This window comes from Streptomyces sp. SPB162 (assembly GCF_029504575.1).
Lineage (GTDB): Bacteria > Actinomycetota > Actinomycetes > Streptomycetales > Streptomycetaceae > Actinacidiphila.
In genome coordinates this window covers 2850165-2870809 of the sequence record NZ_JAQFII010000001.1, presented here as the reverse complement: position 1 = coordinate 2870809, position 20645 = coordinate 2850165, and the positions used below count along the sequence as shown (strand labels likewise).

General features: G+C 73.6%; 17 protein-coding genes, 1 tRNA gene and 1 pseudogene. 7 read left to right on the top strand and 12 right to left on the bottom strand.

Annotated features, from left to right (window positions below; all coding sequences use genetic code 11):
• Position 1: 1 nt before the first annotated feature.
• The 9 genes and pseudogenes from M2266_RS13090 to M2266_RS13050 all read right to left on the bottom strand — a co-directional run bounded on the left by M2266_RS13090 (position 2) and on the right by M2266_RS13050 (position 10007).
• Positions 2 to 2638: a phosphatidylglycerol lysyltransferase domain-containing protein gene (locus M2266_RS13090; RefSeq protein ID WP_277438359.1), complete on the bottom strand. Its 2637-nt coding sequence runs from the start codon at positions 2636 to 2638 to the stop codon at positions 2 to 4.
• 4 nt (positions 2639 to 2642) lie between these two features.
• A complete protein-coding gene (locus M2266_RS13085; RefSeq protein WP_346780887.1) occupies positions 2643 to 3395 on the bottom strand; it encodes a class F sortase in 753 nt (250 codons plus the stop codon).
• Positions 3396 to 3534: 139 nt separating this feature from the next.
• Positions 3535 to 3608: transfer RNA gene (locus M2266_RS13080), tRNA-Lys, on the bottom strand.
• A gap of 76 nt (positions 3609 to 3684) precedes the next feature.
• Entirely contained in the window at positions 3685 to 4311 is a 627-nt protein-coding gene (locus M2266_RS13075) for a bifunctional DNA primase/polymerase (protein WP_277438358.1), read from the bottom strand.
• Positions 4312 to 4463: 152 nt separating this feature from the next.
• Positions 4464 to 4827: pseudogene (locus M2266_RS13070) on the bottom strand (hypothetical protein).
• A gap of 91 nt (positions 4828 to 4918) precedes the next feature.
• Positions 4919 to 6301: an AAA family ATPase gene (locus tag M2266_RS13065; protein WP_277438357.1), complete on the bottom strand. Its 1383-nt coding sequence runs from the start codon at positions 6299 to 6301 to the stop codon at positions 4919 to 4921.
• Positions 6298 to 7860 (bottom strand): hypothetical protein, encoded by a 1563-nt coding sequence (locus M2266_RS13060; RefSeq protein WP_277438356.1) that lies wholly within the window; start codon positions 7858 to 7860, stop codon positions 6298 to 6300. Before M2266_RS13060 ends, M2266_RS13065 begins: the two co-directional genes overlap by 4 nt.
• On the bottom strand, positions 7851 to 8990 hold the full coding sequence (locus tag M2266_RS13055) for a hypothetical protein (RefSeq protein ID WP_277438355.1): 1140 nt from the start codon (positions 8988 to 8990) through the stop codon (positions 7851 to 7853). Before M2266_RS13055 ends, M2266_RS13060 begins: the two co-directional genes overlap by 10 nt.
• A gap of 21 nt (positions 8991 to 9011) precedes the next feature.
• Positions 9012 to 10007 (bottom strand): phosphatase PAP2 family protein, encoded by a 996-nt coding sequence (locus M2266_RS13050; protein WP_277438354.1) that lies wholly within the window; start codon positions 10005 to 10007, stop codon positions 9012 to 9014.
• Between the two features lie 214 nt (positions 10008 to 10221).
• Here M2266_RS13050 and M2266_RS13045 point away from each other — a divergent pair, with 214 nt between their 5' ends.
• Together M2266_RS13045 and M2266_RS13040 are read left to right on the top strand one after the other, a co-directional pair.
• The gene (locus M2266_RS13045; RefSeq protein WP_277438353.1) at positions 10222 to 10923 is read left to right on the top strand and encodes a TetR/AcrR family transcriptional regulator; all 702 of its coding nucleotides are present in this window, start codon (positions 10222 to 10224) and stop codon (positions 10921 to 10923) included.
• Positions 10924 to 10961: 38 nt separating this feature from the next.
• Positions 10962 to 11570 carry a histidine phosphatase family protein gene (locus M2266_RS13040; RefSeq protein WP_277438352.1) on the top strand — a complete coding sequence of 203 codons (609 nt, stop codon included), beginning with the start codon at positions 10962 to 10964 and terminating at the stop codon, positions 11568 to 11570.
• A gap of 28 nt (positions 11571 to 11598) precedes the next feature.
• Here M2266_RS13040 and M2266_RS13035 read toward each other — a convergent pair whose 3' ends face one another.
• Positions 11599 to 12900, bottom strand: coding sequence for a tetratricopeptide repeat protein (locus tag M2266_RS13035; RefSeq protein ID WP_277438351.1), 1302 nt, complete (start codon positions 12898 to 12900; stop codon positions 11599 to 11601).
• Positions 12901 to 13111: 211 nt separating this feature from the next.
• On the opposite strand from M2266_RS13035, the gene M2266_RS13030 reads away from it, so the two are divergent.
• Together M2266_RS13030 and M2266_RS13025 are read left to right on the top strand one after the other, a co-directional pair.
• Positions 13112 to 13513, top strand: coding sequence for a hypothetical protein (locus M2266_RS13030; RefSeq protein ID WP_277441183.1), 402 nt, complete (start codon positions 13112 to 13114; stop codon positions 13511 to 13513).
• Positions 13514 to 13538: 25 nt separating this feature from the next.
• Positions 13539 to 14420 carry a fused MFS/spermidine synthase gene (locus M2266_RS13025; protein WP_277438350.1) on the top strand — a complete coding sequence of 294 codons (882 nt, stop codon included), beginning with the start codon at positions 13539 to 13541 and terminating at the stop codon, positions 14418 to 14420.
• Between the two features lie 15 nt (positions 14421 to 14435).
• Here M2266_RS13025 and M2266_RS13020 read toward each other — a convergent pair whose 3' ends face one another.
• Positions 14436 to 14975 (bottom strand): hypothetical protein, encoded by a 540-nt coding sequence (locus M2266_RS13020; protein ID WP_277438349.1) that lies wholly within the window; start codon positions 14973 to 14975, stop codon positions 14436 to 14438.
• Positions 14976 to 15354: 379 nt separating this feature from the next.
• Here M2266_RS13020 and M2266_RS13015 point away from each other — a divergent pair, with 379 nt between their 5' ends.
• The 3 genes from M2266_RS13015 (at position 15355) to M2266_RS13005 (ending at position 19039) form a co-directional block, all read left to right on the top strand.
• Positions 15355 to 16044 carry a response regulator transcription factor gene (locus M2266_RS13015; RefSeq protein ID WP_277438348.1) on the top strand — a complete coding sequence of 230 codons (690 nt, stop codon included), beginning with the start codon at positions 15355 to 15357 and terminating at the stop codon, positions 16042 to 16044.
• Entirely contained in the window at positions 16041 to 17435 is a 1395-nt protein-coding gene (locus M2266_RS13010) for a HAMP domain-containing sensor histidine kinase (RefSeq protein ID WP_277438347.1), read from the top strand. The genes M2266_RS13015 and M2266_RS13010 overlap by 4 nt, the downstream gene beginning before the upstream one ends.
• Before the next feature lie 125 nt (positions 17436 to 17560).
• A complete protein-coding gene (locus tag M2266_RS13005; RefSeq protein ID WP_277438346.1) occupies positions 17561 to 19039 on the top strand; it encodes a cellulose binding domain-containing protein in 1479 nt (492 codons plus the stop codon).
• Positions 19040 to 19157: 118 nt separating this feature from the next.
• On the opposite strand, the gene M2266_RS13000 is transcribed toward M2266_RS13005, so the two are convergent.
• Positions 19158 to 20615 carry a beta-glucosidase gene (locus tag M2266_RS13000; RefSeq protein WP_277438345.1) on the bottom strand — a complete coding sequence of 486 codons (1458 nt, stop codon included), beginning with the start codon at positions 20613 to 20615 and terminating at the stop codon, positions 19158 to 19160.
• Between the last annotated feature and the right edge of the window lie 30 nt (positions 20616 to 20645).

Sequence of the window (20645 nt, the reverse complement as noted above, 5' to 3'; positions counted from 1 at the left end):
CTCAGCGCGGTCCGGGCGCGGAGCCGTCCGCGGCGGGACCGTCCGCGGGACGGTCGGGCGGCCCGGCGACGTCGGGCTCCGGTGCTCCGCCCAGCCTCGGCAGGCGCGGCGCCGTCAGGAAGCCTTCGGCCATGGCGGTGGCGGCGGCGATGCGCGGCAGCTCGGCCGATCGCTCGTACAGCAGGTGGCGCGGGCGCCACTGCGGCAGGTAGGCGGCGTAGGCGCGGTAGCGGGCCTCCAGGTGCCAGCGGCGGGAGAGCAGCCGCAGGACCTTGCGCCGCAGCCGCAGCAGTGGACCCGCGCCGGCCTTGCCGTCCTCCTCGAAGACCGAGCGGAAGACGGCGAAGTTGAGGGACACCCGCTCGACGCCCCGCACCGGCTCGGCGTCCGCCCGCGCCAGCAGCAGCAGTTCGGTGATCAGGTAGTCGATGAGCGCCCTGCCGGACTCGCGGTCGCGGCGCATCAGGTCGAGGCAGAGGCCGCGCCGACCCCACGGCACGAAGCTCAGCAGCGCCGACACGCGCCCCTGCCGGTCGCGGCACTCCACCATCACGCAGGCGCCGTCCGCGGGGTCGCCCAGCCGGCCCAGCGCCACCGAGAAGCCGCGTTCGCCCGGGTGCCGCCGCCAGGCGTCGGCGAGATGGGTCAGGCCGGCCATCTCGCCGCGGGGGATGTCGCGGTGGCGGCGTACGACGGCGGTGTAGCCGGCGTCCCGGATCAGCCCGTGGGCCTCGCGCAGCGGACGCAGCGCCTCGGCGCCGTCCGCGCCCTCCTGCGGCGTGCCCAGGTACGTTCCGGCGAACGCGGCGACGTCGACCACCGCCTCGTCGCCGAAGTCCAGGGACTTCAGCCCGGCCTGTTCGTAGACGGCGGCGGCGCCCCCGCCGGTCCCGGTGGCGGCCGGGATCCAGGCGTGCCGGCGGGCGTCGGCCAGCCAGCCGTCGATCGCCGCCGGCCACCGCTCGCGGTCGCCGATCGGATCGCCCGAGGCCAGCGCGACCCCGTTCACCACCCGGTAGAGCACGGCGGCCCGGCCGTCGGGCGACCAGCTCACCGACTTGTCGCGGCGCAGTGCGAAGTACCCGATCGGATCGTGCTCCCCGTGCTCGGCGAGCAGTTCGCGCAGCCGCCGCTCGTCCGATGGTTCGAGCCGGGCGCGGCCGCGCGGGGAGCGGAAGAAGGCGAGCAGCACCATCAGTATCAGCGCGACGCTCAGCAGGTTGACGGCGAGGTCGGTCCAGCCGGGCACGGTGATCTCGGGCAGGTCGAACAGGCTGGAGACGGTGAGCACGCGCAGCACCGCGTAGTGCAGGCAGGCGCGCCAGCTCGCGGGCGGCGCGGCGTCCGTGGCGTGCACGAGGACGGTGCCGAGGCCCACCGCGACGACGCTGCCGACCAGCAGCGACACCAGCCCGAGGGCGACGTTGCCGCGCTCACCGCGCACGTTGAACGCCCGCCGTGACACCAGCAGGGAGAGCGCCAGCAGCAGGGTGAGGCCGCCGGAGATCCAGTTGAAGGGGTGCGAGCGCGCCTCGGGGAGCACGTCCACCGCCAGGAAGCACACCGCCAGGTACCCCCAGACCAGCGTCACGGCCACGATCCAGGCCGCGCGCTTGCGGCGGCGCAGTGTCACCGCGAGCAGGAAGGCCAGGGCGGCGCCGGTGAATCCCGGGCTCAGCAGGAAGGCGGTGAAGTACTCCCCGTTGGTGGCCTGGTGCACCCGTTCGCGGAAGGGCGCGATCAGCCCGGTGAGGACGTCCAGGACGCTGGCGGCCCGCAGGTACCAGACGGCGACGGCCGCGCCGGGCTCCTGCAGCGGCCGCAGCCACACCTCGATCCGCGAGGGCGGGATGTCGACGACGGTCGGGCGCGGTGGCGCGGCGGCGCCCTCGGACTTCGCCTTCAGATGCGGGGCGCCCGCCACCGCGTCCATCAGGGTGGTCTTGAACGCCACCAGCCGCCGGTGCACGCGGTCCTCGCGGCGCTCGGAGCGGGCCAGCCGCCGGGGCCGGGAGTGATAGCGCCAACGCGACCAGGGGCTGGCCGGGCGGGCCAGCCGCAGCGCCCCGATGATCGCGACCGGCGGCATCATCACGCCGATCAGCCCCGTCCACACCTTGCCCTTGATCAGGCAGATGACCACGAAGCCGAGGAGGACCGCCGCGACCCCGATCTGCTCGCCGCTGACCCCGCCCACGAAGCCGCCCAGCGGGGCCTCGCCGATGAGCAGCAGACCGATCACCGCGACGGCGAGGATCACCGCGTCGACGGACTTGCGGCCCTGCTCGCTCCAGTAGACGTCCTCCAGGTGCAGGACCAGGGCGAACTCGTCGAGCACCAGCCCGCAGCCGATGCCGAACAGGACCGCCAGCAGGTTGTGCGCGACGACACCGCCGCGCACCGCGAAGGAGCCGATGCCGCCGATGAGCATCATGGCCTGGCCGAAGACGACGTGGTGGATGTGCAGGCCGCCCGGGTTGACGTTCCCCGGCCACCAGCTCACGCCGCGTCGGATCATCCGCACGCTGAAGCGGATGAAGAGGAAGGATCCGAGCAACCCGACGAGCAGCAGGAAGAGCGGTTCGCGGCCGTTGTCGACGATCCGCGACCGGTAGGCGTCGACCAGCCAGTCCCACATGGCGTCACCTCGAACCGGAGTCGGACCCCGGCTCGGGTCCGGTGGAGCCGGTGAGGCGGGCGTAGACCACGACGTTACCCAGGTAACCCGCCGCCTCGCTGAACGCCCCGCCACAGGTGATCACCCGGAGTTCCGCGTCCGGCGTCGCGCCGTAGACCCGGTCGGTGGGGAAGTCCCGCTTGGCGTACACCTCGTTGCCGTACACCGTGAAGACGGCGGTACGGCCGTCCGCGCGGTCGATCTCGATCCGGTCGCCCTTGTGCAGCCCGCCGAGCCGGTAGAAGACCGCGGGGCCCTCGCGGGTGTCCACGTGGCCGGCCAGGACGGCGCCGCCCGGCGCGCCGGGCGTGGCGCCGCCCGCGTACCAGCCGACCAGCGCGTGCTGGGTCTCCGACGGGGTCTGCAGCCGGCCGGCCGTGTCGAGCCTGAGCCGCATGACGGACGTGTCGACCCCGATGGCCGGGATGCGGATCCGTTCGGGGACGGCGGCGGGCAGCGGGGCCGCGCGCGGCGGCAGGACGAACTCCGGCGGTCGTCCGCCGTCCGGGTTGCGCCCGGCCGTGGAGACCGCCTCGGCCGCGGCGGGCAGCGGCGGCTCCCGCTCCTGCGTGCCGTCGCGCAGCAGCCAGGCGCCGGTCACCACGGTGACCGCGATGATGCCTGCCGCCATCCGGCCGACGCGGTGCGACGGCGGACGCCGATCCGCGTCGGGCGCGCCGTCGGGCCCGTCCGGGGGACGGTAGTGCGGCAGCGGCATGCGGGCCTCCTGGAGACGGTCTCTCCCAGGCCTTGATACCGCGCCGGGCCGCTTCCGTACCGCTCCCGCACTCTTCGGGACATGACGAAAGGCGCCCCTCCCGAAGGAGGAACGCCCAGGTCAACGGAGTTTCCGTAGGTGCGCCGCCAGGGACTCGAACCCCGGACCCGCTGATTAAGAGTCAGCTGCTCTAACCAACTGAGCTAGCGGCGCGTGCTGCGAGACAGACATTAGCATCCGCTTCCGGCGGAGCGAAAATCGAATATCCCGATCAGGCCGATCAGGCGGATCAGGCCGATCCGGCCGGGGAGGCCGAAGAGGCCGGCGCGGGAGCGAAGAGGCGGGCGGCGGCACGGGCCGCGCGGATGCACGCCCACAGCAGCACGTCGGGGCCGGGGAGCCACGGCTGACGGGTGTCGGGGGCCACCACCCAGCGTGACGACCCGCCCTCGGTGTCCAGACCGGTCTCGTCGCCGTACAACGGCGGCACGGTCACCGCGTCACCCAGGCCGTGGCACATCAGCGGCGGCACCGAGCGGCTCCACTCCTCCCAGCCCAGCAGCGACGGCAGCCGCTGGGCGCACCCGGGGGCGACCAGCAGCAGCACCCGGCCGCGGTGCAGCGCCACCGGCCCGCTGCCGGGCCCGGCGGCCCATAACTGCTCCAGCACTCGGCGGCCGAAGAGCGCGGGGAGGTTCACCACGTCGAAGACCGTGCCGCACGGCAGCACGCTCGGCGCGGTGGGGCGGGCGCTCCAGAGCGCCTGGACGCTGCGCGGGAAAGCACTGGCAGAGGCGAGCCACTCCGCTCCCGCCGGGGTGACGTACGCGGTGTGCGACTGCCGTTCGGGCTCCGTCGGGTCACCGGCCACCGAACTGTCCGGATGCCTCCAGGTATCCCACTGCCATTCGCTCATACACCTAGAGGTACCGGCCGATCGCACTGAGTTGAGGTGAATCGGACGAATACGGGACAGGAACAACGGTCGTCCGGTACCTTGCGCGTCGCGCATATGCCAAAGGGCTGGGACCGCTTGACACCGTCACCGGCTCGCGGAGCTGATTCCGGTCACCGCTCCTGCAGGCGTGTCCCGAACTCGACCATCTTCTTCGCGTAGTCCTCGGTCCAGCCCGACTGCTCGGCGATCGCGGCGAACGTCAGCCGATCGAACCGGCGGGGGTCCGCCAGCTGGGCCGCGGCTATCGCCTGGTACTCCGTCGCCCGGTCGGCGGCGGCGCGGAAGGCCAGCGCCAGTTCCGTGGAGCGCGCCAGCAGCTGCCGGGGATCGTCGAGCGACTCCAGGTCGAAGAAGTGCTCCTCGTCGGCGAGGGGCCTGGGCGGGCTCGAAGAGCAGCTCCGCCGGGCGCAGGCGCCGTGCGGGCGCCGGCGGGACGGCGTCGCGCCGGTCGTGAGCCGACTGCGGCTCGGACATGTACCTACCTCCAAAGGATTCGCGCGTTCCATTGTCCCGCGCCCGCGCAAGGGCGCCTGCGGGCCGTCCGACGTGCTGCTCCGCAGCGGGCCTACGTCCGGTAGGGGACCTTGTGCTCGTCCAGGTGCGCCAGGACGGCGTGGTTGGCCTCCCAGCCGTCGGGGAACTTCACCGTCACCCCGAGCTGCACCGGTTCCGTCGACGGGTGCTCGTCCAGCAGCTTCGCCACGCCGGCCCGGCAGACCACGATGCAAGCGTGCCGATGCCGGGAGGCGAGCACGCACAGCCGGCCCGTCTCCAGATGGAAGGCCGTCGCGTCCGGGCGTCCCGACAGCGGGTGCAGGAAGACCGTCACGTCGAACTCCCGGCCCTGCAACCGGTTCGCGGTGTCCACGGCGACGCCGGCCACGCCCAGCGCGGTGAGTGCCGACCGCACCGCCGCCGCCTGGTCGCGGTGGGCGGTGCCGACGGCGATCCGGTCCGCGGTCAGCGGCGCCGGCTCCGCCGAGCGCTCGCTGAACGTCACCCCGCCCCGGTCCAGCAGCCGCCGCACCACCAGGGCCACCGCGTGCACCGCCTCGGGATCCGTCCGGGGGGTGTGGCGGGCCGGCAGCTCCAGCAGCCCCCAGCCCGAGGCGGCCGCCTCGTCCAGCACCTCGTCGGGGCCGGTGCCCTGCGAGGGCACCCCGAACGACAGCCGCCGGACGCCGGGCCCGGTGCCGCTGCGGAACGGCGTGTACGGGTAGAACGCCCGCGACACCAGCGGCGCCGCCGATGCCGGGAGCCGCCACGAGACCGGCAGCCGGTGCTGGGGAAGCCCCGGGTTGTGCGCCAGCAGCGTCACCACCGCGCTCGCCGACGGGTCGTAGCTCAACCCCGCCCACTGGTCGGCGCCCACCACGCTGAACGGGTCCAGCTGCCCGGGGTCGCCGACGAACAGCGCCCGCTCGAAGAGGCCGGCCACCTGCAACAGCGCGTCCGAGCGCATCTGGTAGGCCTCGTCCACGATCGCGTGCCGCCAGGGTGACGTGAGATCGGTGGTCTTCACGTACGCCCACTTCGCCGAGGTCGCGATCACCACCTTCTGCTGCGCGAGATCGCCCACCTTCGCGGACTTCACGATCGACGGATGCCGGTCGAGCAGCGGATCGGGCGGCGAGTCGGCGCCGTGCAGCCGGCCGATCGCCAGCCCGGGGTCGGCGGTCGCCAACCGGTCCGCGAGATCGTCCACCTGGGCGTTCGTCTGCGCCACGACCATCAACGACTCGCCCGCCGCCGCCAGTTCCCGCGCGGCGCGCACCACGAGTGTCGACTTGCCCGCGCCCGGCGGGGAGTCGACGACGACACCGCGCGAGGAGCCGTGCAGCGTGTCGCGCAGGATCGCCTCGGTGACCGCCGCCGCCTCGGCGGCGGGGTCGCGCGGGGCGGGTCGCGCCGGCCCGTGGGGCGGCGAGTCCTCCGTCGTGCGGCTCACAGGAAGTCCTCCACGGTGACGGGGTCGGGTGCGGGGGCGGCAGGCGGGGCGGCGGACTGCGGCGGCCCGCCGTGCGTCCACGGGGTGTTCTCGGGGTCGGGCAGCTCGGGACCGCCCCGCGGCGCGTGCTCGAACAGCGTCCAGCACACGCGGTCGCCGGCGGCGGGCACCGATCCCTCGTCGGGGACCTTGCCCCGGCCCATGCCGTTCAGCAGCCGCACCGTGACCTCGCCCGGCGCCGGCCGCTCGACGAAGCGGGCCTCCTGGGTCTTCCCGCCGGGAAGCGCGCGGTAGAGCTTGGCGTCGGTGTCGAAATGCGGCACGTCCGCGGTCGCGATCGTCACCAGCGGGCGCGGGCGCGGCACCTTCGCCTCGCTGTACGCCATCACCACGTCGGTGACCTCGCCCGCGAACGCCTCGCCGGACAGCCGCCGGCCGGCCATCACCAGCGGATCGTCCAGCGCCTCCTGCGCCTCCAGCCGCACCTGGGCCGTCTCCCGGCCCATCAGCTTCTGCGCGGCGGCGATGGCGTCGTCGCGCTTCGGCTGCGGCGGCTCACCGGCCCGCACCCGGTCCCGGTGCGCGGTGTACGACCAGCGGTCCCGCTTCCAGCGCTCCTCGACGTGCCCGCCCTCGGGCAGCGCCCGCAGCAGGTCGAGCCCCCGCCACACATCGTCCCAGGCCGGCCGCAACTGACTCTCGACGAGCGCCCGCACCTCGGCCTCGGCGACGGACGTCGCGTGGGACCGCTCCTCGCCCGCCGCCCGCGCCGCCGCGCGGGCCGCGTCGTAGCGGGACATCGCGGGGGCCAGCACCGTGTTGTCGAAGGCCGGGTCGGTCGCCGGGCCCGCGGGCGGGCTCAGCAGCAGGCCGTCGGCCCCGCGTCCGGTCTCCGCGCGGCGGGCCGCCTCGGCGCCGGTCATGCCCTCGGGCGGGTCGATCCAGGCAAGCAGCGCGCCGAGGTGCTGGTCCTCCAGATTGCTCTGGCCGGTCGCCCAGTGCCGCGCCAGCAGCTCCGTCATCGACAGCAGCAGCGAGGAGCCGGGCGTGCGGGCGCGCTCCCCGTAGTGGGTCAGCCAGCGCCCGGCCAGCGGCACCCGTGAGGGAACCGGGTAGGGCTCGTCCGGATTCTCCTCCGCCGTGCGGCGGAACCGGGTGGAGCGGCCGAGGAGCCGGACATAGTCGGCCGCCGACGTGTTCGGCACGATGATCTGCGGGGCGTCGGCGCAGACCTCGGACTCCTCGCGGTTGCGCGTCGCCGGTTCGGTCTCCACCTCGTCCGCGTACCGGTCCATGTGCGCGACGACCGTGGTCGCCAGTGCCGCGAGGAAGTCGAAGCGCAGGTCCCGGTCGCGCGGCTGCGGCACCACCAGGAGGCTCGGCGACGTCCGGTCGCGGCCCACCAGCGCGCCCAGCGGCGCGCCGACCTCGCCCGCCGTGGTCAGCGGCACGAACACCAGCGGATGGAGTGACAGGTGCCGATGCCTGACCGTCGCCAGCGGCTGCGCGCGGCCCGCGACCACGGCCTCGGCCCGCGCCAGGGTCCCGATCAGCGACATGCGGCACCTCCGGCGCCGAGCGCCTCGGCGCGCAGCGCGGCGGCGCGGCGCAGCGCGGCGACGGCCGGGTCCGCCTCGGCGCCGGCCGCGTCCGTGCCGAGGGCGGCCGCCAGCACGGCCTCGACCGTGGTGAGGGTGCCCAGTTCACCGCGCAGCCCCCGGCCGAGGGACTCGACGGAGCCGCAGGCGCGGGAGCGGTCACGGCAGTGGAAGGCCAGCTCGCAGGCGGCCAGGCACTCGGGGGAGTACGCGGCGGGGAGCGTCTCGACGGCGGCGGTCAGTTCGGGGGCCGGCCGGGTCGGCGTCCGGCCGTCCTCGGACCAGCGCAGGTCGAATGTGGTGCCGTCCGGCAGTTCCGCGGCGATCTCCTCGATGCGGGTCAGCCGCGTGAGTTGCCGCCGGGTCACCGAGCGCTGCTTGCGCACGTCGACGAACTGGGCGGTGGGCAGGTTGGAGAAGTCCTTGGGGCAGACCAGCAGCACATCGTGCGAGACGCGCACGGGACCGGTGGTCTCCTCCAGGAGATCCGCGAGCCGCTCCAGCGCCAGCACGTAGACCGCGGCCTGGCGGGCGGCGGCGCCCACCTTCACCGAGTCCGCGCCGCCGTCCAGGATCGGGAAGGACTTGACCTCCACGACCGTCCAGCTGCCGTCCGGCGCGACCGCCACCGCGTCCGGCTCCAGGTAGGCGGTGGAGCCGGCGACGTCGAGCGTCAGCAGCGGGTGGTCCAGCAGCGTCCAGCAGCCGGCGGCGGTCGCCTCCGCGAGGGCCAGCCGCGTCCTCGCCGTACGGCCCTCAGGGCCGGCGGCCGACAGGCCCGGCAGCAGCGCGCCGCTGTCCTCGGGGGCGCCCAGCAGCCGCAGCAGCTCGGCGCACTTCTCCGCCTTGACCCGGGCCTCGAAGGCGTGGCCGCGGGCGAAGGCGAACTGGGACTGCCCGAACGGGGCGGGCGCGCCCAGCACCTGCGCGACCGCGCCCTTGTCGATCCCGGCGGCGTCGAGCAGGGCCCGGCGGCGGCAGCCGGGGTTCGCGGCCAGGGCCGCGAGGGCCCGCGCGTCGAGCGGACGTGGTGGGGTGGCCGGTCCGCGCAACTCGGCCAGCCGCTCCCGCAGATAGTGCGTAGTGCTCACCCGCGGAAGTCTCGCACCCCGCTACGACAATCGGCCCTGACCCACGGAAGACCTGTCCGAGGGATCGGCTCGGTGCTCGTCCTGCCACGCCGTCCGCGGGGTCGGGACCCCGCCGGCGGCCGGGCCGTGCGGCGCGTTCCTGGCAGCCGCCGGGGCCGGGGTCCTCGCCTTCGTGCCGGAGACGATCGCGGAGGCCGCGACGACCGGGCTGTGGCCCTCGGCGGAGGTGGTGGCGCCGGACCGGACGGCCCGCCGGGCGCGCAGCGTGTCGACGGCGAGCAGCGCCTTCGGGGCCAGCAGGTACCCGATGCCCATGACGGCCGCACCGGCGACCGCGTCCAGCAGGTAGTGGTTGGCGGTGCCCATCACCACGAAGGTGGTGAGCAGCGGGTACAGGATGCCCAGCGAGCGCACCAGCGGGGTCCGCCCGTAGCGCCACAGCATGATCCCGCACCACAGTGCCCAGCCGACGTGCAGGCTCGGCATCGCCGCGTACTGGTTGGTCAGACCGCCGAGGCCGCGCGGGGCGCTGGCCTCCTGGCCCCACCAGCCGTAGGAGCCGTACTGCGCCATGGTGTCGATGAAGCCGTGGCTGGAGTCGAGCAGCCGCGGCGGCGCCGTGGGCATGAGGGTGAAGCCGATCAGCCCGAGCAGGGTGGAGAGCATGAGCCATGTGCGGGCCGCGCGGTAGTGCGTCGGGCGCCGTCGCCACAACCACACGAGGATCGCGGGCGTCACGAGGTAGTGCAGGGAGGCGTACGCGAAGTCCGCCGGCACGCCGATGGCGGCGTACTTCGTACAGATGCCGTTGAGCCAGCGCTCCGGATCGATCCGCATCAGCTCTTCGAGGTGCAGGATGTCGATCCCGCTCTCCATGGCGTTGCCCACGTCACCGCGGACCAGGAGGCGGCCGCACGAGTAGAGCGCGTACACGACGGCGATGAGCGGCAGCTCGGTCCACCAGCGCAGCCGGCCGCGGTAGGCCGAGGCGCGAGGCGCTGTGGCGGTGATCGTCATGCGGCCGTTCTCCCCGTTCGTGGGATGTGGCTCCTTGCGGACCATGTCGTAGGCTCTACCGTACGTCGTACGCTAGACAGCCCGCACATCGCCCCGGAAATTCCCGGCCACATACTGTTTGTCCCGTGTTCAACATGTCTTGGTCGGGTATGCGGGTAGGAAGACGCCAGGGGCAGCCTCCCAGGTTGCTCCCCGTGAGAAGTTAGAGAATGGCATGACCGTCACCCAGCCGGCCCGCTCCCCCCGGCGTCGCGCCCCCCGAAACACGCTCAATCCGGACAGAATCCTCGACGCGGCGGTCGCACTTCTCGACCGTGACGGCGCCGAGGCGTTCACCATGCGCGCGCTCGCCGCGCAGCTCGGCGTCGGCACGATGGCGGTCTACTCGCACTTCCGCAGCAAGGAGGAGATCAGCGACGCCGTCGCCCAGCGGCTCCTCGGCGAGGTGGAGCTGCCCGCCGCGGGCGAGGTCGACGGCGACGCCCGCGAGCAATTGCGTGAGGTATGTCGCAGTGTCTTCCGGCTCTTCGCCGACCACCCGTCGGCCCTCCAGCTGCTCACCACCCGGCCGATGCGCGGCGACGAGGCCATCGCCGTCATCGACCGCATGCTCGGCCTGCTGCGCGCCGCCGGCCTCGACAGGGTCGACGCCGCGCGCGCCCACGTCGCCCTCATGCAGTACACGGTCGGGTCCGCGCTGTGGAACGTCCGGCGGGACCGCGCCCTGTGCGAGGACGGGTTGCGCGAGCGGGTCCGCGCCCGGCTCGCCGACCTGCCTGCCGACCGCTACCCCGCGCTCACCGAGCTCGTCCCGGAGCTCGCCATCGCCCAGGACGCGGGGATGGCCCAGTACGAACTCGGGCTCGACGGACTGCTGACCGGCCTCATCGGCCGGGGCTCCCCGAGTGCGCGATGATGGAGTGATCTCCACAACGTGATGAAAGGTCCCTCTGCATGGCTCCGCGCATCCTTCTGGTCCGTCACGGCCAGACGGAGTGGTCCCTCTCCGGCCGCCACACCGGCCGCACCGACATCCCCCTCACCGAGGAGGGCCGCCGCACCGCCCGGCTGCTCGCCGACCGGCTGAGCGGCGCGCCCTGGGGCGGGTTGCCCGGCGTCGAGGTCCGCACCAGCCCGCTCGTCCGGGCGAGCGAGACCTGCGGGCTCACCGGCTTCGGCGGACGCGCGACCGCGTGGGACGCGCTCATGGAATGGGACTACGGCGACTACGAGGGGCTCACCCCCGACGAGATCGCCGAGCGGGAACGCGCGGCGGGACGGCCCGGGTGGAACATCTGGCGGGACGGCATCGTGGGCGGCGAGTCACTCGCCTCGGTCGCGGCACGGGCGGACGAGGTCGTGTCCTGGGCGCGCTCCGCGGACCGCGACGTCCTCGTCTTCGCCCACGGCCACTACCTGCGGACGCTGGGCGCCCGCTGGCTGGGCCTGGACCCGGCGTTCGGCGCGTCGATCCGCCTGGACCCGGCGTCGCTCTCGATCCTCGGCTGGGCGTACGGCGAGCCGGCGGTGGAGCGTTGGAACGACACCGGGCACCTGGGCTGACGCCGGCTCCGCCGCACGTCGCGGGGTGCTACCTCTGACGGCCCAGGAAGTCCGCCACCGCCGTTGCCTGGTGGTGGGGGCGGAGGCGGGTGGCCGTGGTGGTGAGGAGGGCCCGCACGCGGGAGGACTGGACGCGGCCGAGGAGGTCGAGGACGCGGGAGCCCGCGGCGGCGGCCTCGTCGGGGCGGTTGCCGGCGGCGAGGTTCGCCGACAACTCGGCGCCGTAGAGGGCGATGTTGCGGGTGAAGTGCGGGTCCTGGAGGCTGACCGCGCGCCGGGCGGAGTCCGCGGCGCGGCGGTGGTCCCCGAGCGCGGCCCAGGACTGGGCCTCCAGGCCCGCGAGTTCGGCCTCGCCGAAGAACGTCATCCACTGGGGGTCGGCGTCGGACGGGCCGCGGCCGAAGAGGGACTGGGCGCGCGACAGCGCCCGTTCGCAGCCGGTGCGGTCGCCGAGCCCCGCCCGGCCCCCCGCTTCGCGCAGGGCGAGCAGCGACAGCAGCCGGGGCGAGGCGAGGCGCTTGGCGGCGGCCTGGGCCGCCTGCGCGGCCCGGACCGCCTCGTGGGGGCGGCCCGCGTCGCGGGCGAGGAACGCGGTGTTGCAGAACGCGTGCGCCTCCAGGGCCGCGTCGCCCGCCACGCGGGCCGTGGCGAGCGCCTCGGCGTAGTAGGAGCGGGCGTCGCCGAACCGGCCGGAGTCGTGCGCCAGCCACCCGACGGAGACGGCGAGTTCGCCCGCCCCGGCGTACAGGCCGTCGGCCACGGACTGGCTGTAGGCGCCCCCGTCGAGCAGCCGGTAGGCCGTGCGCAGGGCTCTGCCGGCCTGCTCGAACAGGCCGTCCGCGCCGTGCCGGTCGTCGTGCAGCCGGATGTGCCGGACGGCCTCCTCCACGGCGTGGACGTCGTTGACACCGACCCGGCGCGGGTCGGACACCAGGGCGGTCGCGATGGCGACGGGGCCGCCGGTCATGAACACGCGACGCAGCACGTCGCTCTCCTCGAACTCGGATTCGTACGTCTCTTGCGGTGGCGCGCCGCCACGCCTGCCCCGTACCGCCTCGCGGGGGGCGAAGCCCAGGTCGCCCAGCGAGAGGCCGGGGAACATGTGGCGGAACACCCGCTCGTAGGCGTAGTTGGGGCACCGGATCTCCCCGGCCTCCACCCGCCCGATGTACCGGGCGTCACAGCTGACCTGCTCGTTGATCTCGCGGGCGGAACGGCGCACCGCCGCGGCGAACTCGTTGGGGGAGCGGTCTCCGCGCAACTGCCGGAAGGCCGCGTTGGCCATGGTGGCGGGTCGGGCTGGATCGGGGCTGGAGGACGGTGAAGCCATGGCGGACTCCTGGTGCGGACGGGCGCGACGACGGTACCGGCTGTGACAGGTCAGATACCGAAAGGTTGCCTACAAAACGGATATCTCACCCACGATCCGCCATGAAATGCCACCCCTTGCGGCGTTAAGCGGCCGTAGCTGTTGACACGGGGGCGCGTTGTACTTGTCGTAAGGGCGGTGCTGCGTCCGCCCGCGAGGAGGGTTCCCCTTGTTGCACACCGATCGGCACGAACCGAGCCCGGAGCGGAGCGAACCGCCGCCGTCGACTCCGCCGTGCGACCTCGTCACCGTCCCGACCCAGCAGGGGCTGGAGGCCGTCGACATCCTGCGACTGCGGACCCGCGTGGGGCCGGTGCTGCACGACGACGTGGGGGACGGCATCGGCTTCCTGGTGCCGCAGGGCACCGCCGACGGCTGGGACCTGCCCGGCAGTTCGTGTACGCGCAGCGACGGGCGCGGCTTCTCGATCGGCGCGGAGCCGTCGGTGGCCGGTTCCGGGTGGCTGGTGCCGCCGGACAGCGGGCCCGACCGGATCACCGCCACCGACCCGGCCGTGCTGCGGGCGGCGCTCGGCGAGGCGGCCCGCACGATCAAGCTGGCCGGCGGCGTCTGATCGTCCCCTGGCCGATACTGGTCTGGTGGCAGGCAAGAAGCAGGGCGGACGGGTACAGGGCGCGCGGGCGCAGGCCAGGGAAGCGGTCGGCGCCGCGGTCGACGGCGGGCAGGCCGAGCTGGTCCCGGACCGGGAGCGGCCGCACGGCTGGACGCTGCTCATCGACGGTGCCCCGCAGTCGCACGTCGATCTCGACGATCCGTCGTACCTGGACTTCTCGTACCAGCGCAGACTCGGCCACGTCATCGACCTGGTCGCGCCCCCGGGGCGCCCGCTGCAGGTGCTGCACCTGGGCGGCGGCGCGCTCACCCTGGCCCGGTACACCGCCGCGACCCGGCCGCGCTCCACGCAGCAGGCCGTAGAGATCGACGGTCCGCTCGTCGAGCTGGTCCGCCGTGAACTGCCCTGGGACAGGACCTGGCGGATCAAGGTGCGGGGCGGCGACGCGCGGGCCGGGCTCGGCAAGGTGCCGGACGGCTGGGCCGACCTCGTCATCGCCGACGTCTTCGGGGGCGCCCGCACCCCCGCGCATCTGACCAGCGCCGAGTTCATGGGCGAGGTCAAACGCGCGCTGCGGCCCAGCGGCTGGTACGCGGCCAACCTCGCCGACGGCGGCGCGCTCGGCTTCCTGCGCGCCCAGATCGCCACCGCGCGGTCGGCCTTCGCCGAGGTCTGCGTGTCCGCCGACCCGGCCGTGCTGCGCGGGCGCCGCTTCGGCAACGCCATCCTGCTCGCCGCCGACGTCGAACTGCCGATCGCCGACCTGACCCGGCGAGTCGCCTCCGACCCGCATCCCGGCCGCGTCGAACACGGCCGCCCGCTGGCCGACTTCGTCGGCGGCGCCACCCCGGTCACCGACGCGACGGCCGCCCCGTCACCGGCCCCGCCGGAGTCGGTCTTCCGCTGAGCCGCCGCGACCGGCTCACGCCTTGTACATCTCCACCGTCGGCGGGTGGCCGTTCCACGTGCAGAAGACCGACGAGGTGGTGGTGCCACTGGTGAAGTCCACCCGGATCCACTCGTCCAGCTTCCAGACCTTCATCTCCCAGCCCGAGTCGGGAGTCGCCGAGACGAGGGTGGCCGAGGAGGGCCCGAGGTCGAGCACCACGCGGCCGCCGGTGACCTTGTAACTGTGCACATTGCCCGTGGTGTTGCTGGTGGAGGCGTCGTGCGAGGCGCCCGGAGGCCGTTCGGGCGGCGGGGACGGCGCCTTCGTCGCGGGCTTCGTGGTGGGCCGTGCGGTCGGCGAGGGGGACGTCGTGGACGGCGTCGGCCTGGGCCGGTGCGTGGAGGAGGCCACCGGCCGCGCCGAGGAGCCGGCGACGGCGTCGGAGACCGGGAGCGCGCGCGGTGGATCGTAGGCGGTACCGGTGAGCACGGAGTGCACCCCGAACCACGACATCGTCACCGCGGCGGAGGTCGCGAGCGTCCAGGCCCCGGCGTGAAGCAATCCTCGTTGCATCGGCACATCCTGCCGTACGCCCGTCCGGGCCGGGCGTGCGGCCCGGATACCTGTCCTGGCGTGCGCGAATGCGGTACAGGGTGCCTGTGCCGGTCAGAAAGCTGCTAGGCCGTGTCTGACACATACCGGCGTCCGCCCGGAGGGCGGGGCCCGGGGCGTCTGGTGCGTGCGATCGCACGGCGGAGGGTCGCCCCTGTAGTGGACGTACCGGGCGGGCCCGACAACTGGGGGCCCCTCCCAGCGGTAGCTGGGGGAGAGCGCGCGTGCCAGACGCCCCGGGCCAGGCGGGATGTGTCCGACACGGCCTAGGGAGGCAATCGCGGAGGCGGTAAACGGACGGACCCGTACCGCGTGCCCCGAATGGGCTACCGTGCGGGCCATGGCAAGTGTGCTCGTGGTCGAGGACGACCAGTTCGTGCGCTCCGCCCTCATCCGGCACCTCACCGAGGCGGCCCACACCGTACGCAGTGTGGGCACGGCTCTGGAGGCGCTGCGCGAGGTGGCGCAGGTCGGTTTCGACGTCGTGATCCTGGATCTCGGCCTCCCGGATCTGGACGGGTCTGAGGCGCTGAAGATGCTGCGCGGGATCACCGACGTCCCGGTGATCATCGCCACCGCCCGTGACGACGAGGCGGAGGTGGTCAGGCTGCTCAACGCGGGCGCCGACGACTACCTCGTCAAGCCGTTCTCGGTCGAGCACCTGTCCGCCCGGATGTCCGCGGTGCTGCGCCGCGCGCGCGGCCGGGAGGCCGCGCCCGAGGAGAGCGCGGGGCTCGCGGTCGGGGGCCTGCGGATCGACGTGCGCAGGCGGCGGGCGGAGCTCGACGGGGTGACATTGGACCTGACCCGCCGCGAGTTCGACCTGCTGGCCTTCCTCGCGTCGCGCCCAGGCGTCGTCGTGGCCCGGAAGGAACTGCTCGCCGAGGTGTGGCAGCAGTCCTACGGCGACGATCAGACGATCGACGTCCACCTCTCCTGGCTCCGCCGCAAACTCGGCGAGACCGCCGCCCGACCGCGGTATCTGCACACGCTGCGCGGCGTCGGGGTGAAGCTGGAGCCACCCGCATGAGATGGCTGCTGGTCAAGGTGTGCCTGGCGGTGACCGCGATGGTCGTCGTCGCGTTCGCCGTCCCGCTGGGACTGGTGGTCAAGGAGCTGGCCCGCGACCGGGCCTTCTCCAACGCGGAGCGGCAGGCCGCCGCGATCGGTCCCGCGCTGGCCATCACCACCGACCGCGTCCAGCTGGAACGGGCGCTCGCCTCCACCCAGGCCGGCGCGGACGGCCGGATGGCGCTGCGGGTGCCGGCCACCGCCGGCTCCGCCCCCGTCGAGATCGGGAAGCACCGCTCCTCCAACGCCGCGATGGACGCCGCGTCCAGCCGCGGTCGGGCCTCCACCGTCGGGGTCCGCGGCGGTTACGCGCTGCTGCAGCCGAACGCGGTCAGCTCGGGCACGGTCGCGGTCGTCGAGGTCTACGTGCCGGACAGCGACATCACCCGCGGCGTCGCCACCGCGTGGATCGTGCTGGCGGCGGTCGGCATCGGCCTGATCGTCGGCTCGGTGGCCATCGCCGACCGGCTCGGCACCCGGATGGTGCGGCCCGCCGGCCGGCTGGCGAACGCGGCGAACGCGCTCGGCCGCGGCGACCTCGGGGTACGGGTCTCCGAAGCCGGGCCGTCGGAACTGCGCTCGGTGGCGGTCGCGTTCAACGCCATGGCCGACCAGGTCGTCCAACTGCTCGCCAACGAGCGCGAGCTGGCCGCCGACCTGTCGCACCGGCTGCGCACCCCGCTCACCGTGCTCCGGCTCAACGCCGCCTCGCTCGGAAACGGCCCCGTCGCCGAGCAGACCCGCGAGGCCGTCGCCCAGTTGGAGCGCGAGGTCGACACGATCATCCGCACCGCGCGCGAACAGCAGATCGCCGCACCAGTCGTGGCCGGCTGCGACGCCGCCGAGGTGATCCGTGAGCGGATGGCGTTCTGGTCCGCCCTCGCGGAGGACCAGGGGCGCGAGGCGCGCACGGCGGGTGTGGACCGGCCGGTCCGGGTGCCGGTGGCGCGCGGCGAGCTGGCCGCCGCGCTCGACGCCATGCTCGGCAACGTCTTCCGGCACACCCCGGAGGGCACCGCCTTCTCCGTGGACATGCACAACGGCGAGGACGCCGTGATCGTGCTGGTCTCCGACGCGGGGACCGGCATCAAGGACCCCGCGGCCGCGCTGCGCCGCGGCCAGGGCGACGGCGGGCCGGGCTCCACGGGGCTGGGTCTCGACATCGTGCGCCGGGTCGCCGAGTCCACCGGCGGCGACATCGCCATCGGCCACTCCGTGCTCGGCGGCGCCGAGGTTCGGGTCTGGCTGGCGCTGCGCCCCGGCTCCGGCGACTCCGGCCGGGGTCACCGAGTGCCACGCCGCCGTCGCAGAACAGGACAGAAGGCCGGCGCCAGTGGTCTGCACCATTAACCCGTTCCGATCCCTCCCTTAAGAGCGCCATAAGAACCTCAACCCCCGCTGTGGTCAGGGCTTTTGTCCGGTCCGCCCGCGCTAGCGTCGTGCCGCACCCCGCCCCCCACGAAAGGCAGGCCGATATGGCCAGCACGCACCGCCGTCGACCCGGGCTCAAGACCAAGGCGATCGGCGGCCTCGTCGCCGCAGGCGTCGTGGCGGGAGGCGCCTTCGCGCTGGCCGGATCGGCGAGTGCCGCCCCGGTCGGCGCCGCCTACACCAAGACGAGCGGCTGGACCGGCGGCTACACCGGCCAGTACGAGATCACGAACTCCTCGGGCACGGCGCTCTCCGGCTGGACCCTGTCGTTCGACCTGCCGGCCGGCACCACGCTGAGCTCGCTGTGGAACGGCAAGTTCACCGCGAACGGCCAGCACATCACCGTGAAGCCGGAGAGCTGGAACGGCACCGTGGCGCCCGGCGCCAAGGTCGACGTCGGCTTCGTGGCGGCGTCCGGCGGCACCGCGGCCGACCCCGTCAACTGCCTGATCAACGAAGCCAAGTGTTCGGTGGACAGCGGCCCGACCGCCACCCCCAGCGGCCGGCCGACGGTGACCGCGAGCCCGACCGCCTCGCCGTCCCCGACGAAGACCGCGACGCCGACGCCGACGAAGACCGCGACGCCGACGCCCACCCCCACCAAGACCACGGGCAACCCCACCCCGGTCGCCGGCGCGGGCTTCTCGCCCTACATCGACACCTCGCTGTACCCGGCCTACGACATGGTCGGCACCGCGAAGAGCACCGGCGTCAAGCAGTACAACCTCGCCTTCATCACCTCCGGCGGCGGCTGCACCCCCAAGTGGGGCGGCGTGACGGAGCTCGGCGCCGACACGGTGGCCGGCCAGATCGGCGCGCTGCGGGCGGCGGGCGGCGATGTCCGCGTCTCGTTCGGTGGCGCCTCCGGCTCCGAGCTGGGCGTGGCCTGCACCTCGGTCGGCGACCTGACGGCCGCGTACGGCAAGGCCGTCGACCAGTTCAAGCTGACCAAGGTGGACTTCGACATCGAGGGCGGCGCGCTCCCGGACACCGCGTCCAACAGCCGCCGTGCGCAGGCCATCGCCGCGCTCCAGAAGAGCCACAGCGGGCTGGACGTCTCGTACACCCTCCCGGCGATGCCGACCGGTCTGACGCAGGACGGCATCAACCTGCTCGCCGACGCCAAGAAGAACGGCGTGAACATCTCGGCCGTCAACATCATGGCGATGGACTACGGAGCTTCCTTCAACGGCGACATGGGCCAGTACGCGATCGACGCGGCGACCGCCACGCAGGCGCAGGTCAAGAGCGTGCTCGGGCTGTCGGACGCGGCCGCCTGGAAGGCGGTGGCGGTCACCCCGATGATCGGCGTGAACGACGTCAACACCGAGGTCTTCAAGGTCGACGACGCCACCCAGCTGGTGAACTTCGCCAAGACCAAGGGCCTGGGCTGGCTGTCGATGTGGTCCTCGACCCGCGACAAGCAGTGCGCCGGCGGCGCGAAGAACTTCGCCGACGCCAGCTGCAGCTCGATCGTCCAGGGCGACCTCGCCTTCACCAAGGCGTTCGGCGCCTTCGGCTGACCCCACCACGACTGGACGCGTGAACGCAGCGGCCCACCGGCGGAGCCTTCCGCCGGTGGGCCGCTTTCGTGCGGGGTGGTACGACGGCACCCTCGAACCGCCGTACCCCCCGCGTCCCTTACGGAGCGCCGGGCTCCGTGATCTCACCCGTGCGCGCGACCTCGGCGTACCAGTGCGCGCTGGACTTCGGGATCCGCGTCTGGGTGGCGTAGTCCACGTACACCGCGCCGAAGCGCTTGCTGTAGCCGTAGCCCCACTCGAAGTTGTCCATCAGCGACCACAGGAAGTAGCCGCGGACGTCCGCGCCGTCCTCGATCGCGCGGTGCACGGCGGCCAGGTGGCCGCGCAGGTAGTCGATCCGCCGGGGGTCGTTCACCGTGCCCTCGGGGGAGACGTAGTCGTCGAAGGCGGCGCCGTTCTCGGTGACCATCAGCGGCAGGCCGGGGTTTTCCTCGGCCATGCGCCGCAGCAGGTCGTACAGCCCCGTGGCGTCGACCGCCCAGCTCATCGCCGTGGTCTCGCCCGGCGGGAGGTGGAAGGCGACCTCTTCCGAGCCCGGCCAGGGGGAGTGCGCGCTGGCGCCGTGGCCGTCGAAGCGGGCGGCTTCGGCGCCGTCCAGCGCGGGCCGCGGGCCCGAGACGACCGTGGGCGTGTAGTAGTTGATGCCCAGCAGGTCGATGGGGCGGGAGATCTCGGCGAGGTCGCCGTCGTGCACCAGCGTCTGCCAGTCGACGAGGTGCGCGGTGTCCTCGATCAGGTCCGCCGGGTACCCGCCGTGCAGGATCGGACCGGTGAAGATCCGGTTGCCGACGGCGTCGATCCGGCGCGCGGCGTCCAGTGCCGCGGGCGACTGGTCGAGCGGGCGCACCTGGTGGAGATTGAGGGTGATCGAGGTCTGCGCGGTAGCGGGGAGTGTGGAGCGCAGAACCCCGATCGCCCGTCCATGGGCGAGATTGAGATGGTGGGCCGCCTTCAGCGCGGCGTCCGGCTCGGTGCGGCCGGGGGCGTGCACCCCGGAGCCGTAGCCCAGGAACGCCGAGCACCACGGCTCGTTGAGCGTGGTCCAGTACGGGACGCGGTCGCCGAGGGCGCCCGCCATGATCTCGGCGTACTCGGCGAACCGCTCGGCGGTGTCGCGTACCGTCCAGCCGCCGACGTCCTCCAGGTCCTGCGGCAGGTCCCAGTGGTACAGGGTCGCGACCGGGGTGATCCCCTTGCCGAGCAGCTCGTCGGCGAGCGCGCGGTAGAAGTCCAGGCCGCGCTGGACGGCCGGCCCCCGGCCGGTGGGCTGGACCCGCGACCAGGAGATGGAGAAGCGGTACGCGCCCAGGTCGAGGTCCGACATCAGGGCGACGTCGTCACGGAACCGGTGGTAGTGGTCGGCCGCGATGTCACCGGTGTCCCCGTTGTGGACCCGGCCGGGGGTGTGGCTGAAGGTGTCCCAGATGGACGGCGTGCGGCCGTCTTCGGCCACGGCGCCCTCGATCTGGTAGGCGGCGGTGGCCGCGCCCCAGACGAAGCCGGGCGGAAAGCGGAGCAGACCGGTGGATGCGGTCTCGGGACGGACAGCGGTCATACGGGGGCACTCCAAAGGATGAGTGTGACG

Bases quoted from the DNA above. Each gene is read 5' to 3' on its own strand.
- M2266_RS13045 (WP_277438353.1), top strand. From the start codon at position 10,222: ATGACCGTCACCCAGCCGGCCCGCTCCCCCCGGCGTCGCGCCCCCCGA.
- M2266_RS13035 (WP_277438351.1), bottom strand. From the start codon at position 12,900: ATGGCTTCACCGTCCTCCAGCCCCGATCCAGCCCGACCCGCCACCATG.
- M2266_RS13000 (WP_277438345.1), bottom strand. From the start codon at position 20,615: ATGACCGCTGTCCGTCCCGAGACCGCATCCACCGGTCTGCTCCGCTTT.
- M2266_RS13005 (WP_277438346.1), top strand. From the start codon at position 17,561: ATGGCCAGCACGCACCGCCGTCGACCCGGGCTCAAGACCAAGGCGATC.
- M2266_RS13015 (WP_277438348.1), top strand. From the start codon at position 15,355: ATGGCAAGTGTGCTCGTGGTCGAGGACGACCAGTTCGTGCGCTCCGCC.
- M2266_RS13010 (WP_277438347.1), top strand. From the start codon at position 16,041: ATGAGATGGCTGCTGGTCAAGGTGTGCCTGGCGGTGACCGCGATGGTC.
- M2266_RS13040 (WP_277438352.1), top strand. From the start codon at position 10,962: ATGGCTCCGCGCATCCTTCTGGTCCGTCACGGCCAGACGGAGTGGTCC.
- M2266_RS13020 (WP_277438349.1), bottom strand. From the start codon at position 14,975: ATGCAACGAGGATTGCTTCACGCCGGGGCCTGGACGCTCGCGACCTCC.
- M2266_RS13050 (WP_277438354.1), bottom strand. From the start codon at position 10,007: ATGACGATCACCGCCACAGCGCCTCGCGCCTCGGCCTACCGCGGCCGG.
- M2266_RS13090 (WP_277438359.1), bottom strand. From the start codon at position 2,638: ATGTGGGACTGGCTGGTCGACGCCTACCGGTCGCGGATCGTCGACAAC.
- M2266_RS13085 (WP_346780887.1), bottom strand. From the start codon at position 3,395: ATGCCGCTGCCGCACTACCGTCCCCCGGACGGGCCCGACGGCGCGCCC.
- M2266_RS13075 (WP_277438358.1), bottom strand. From the start codon at position 4,311: ATGAGCGAATGGCAGTGGGATACCTGGAGGCATCCGGACAGTTCGGTG.
- M2266_RS13060 (WP_277438356.1), bottom strand. From the start codon at position 7,860: ATGTCGCTGATCGGGACCCTGGCGCGGGCCGAGGCCGTGGTCGCGGGC.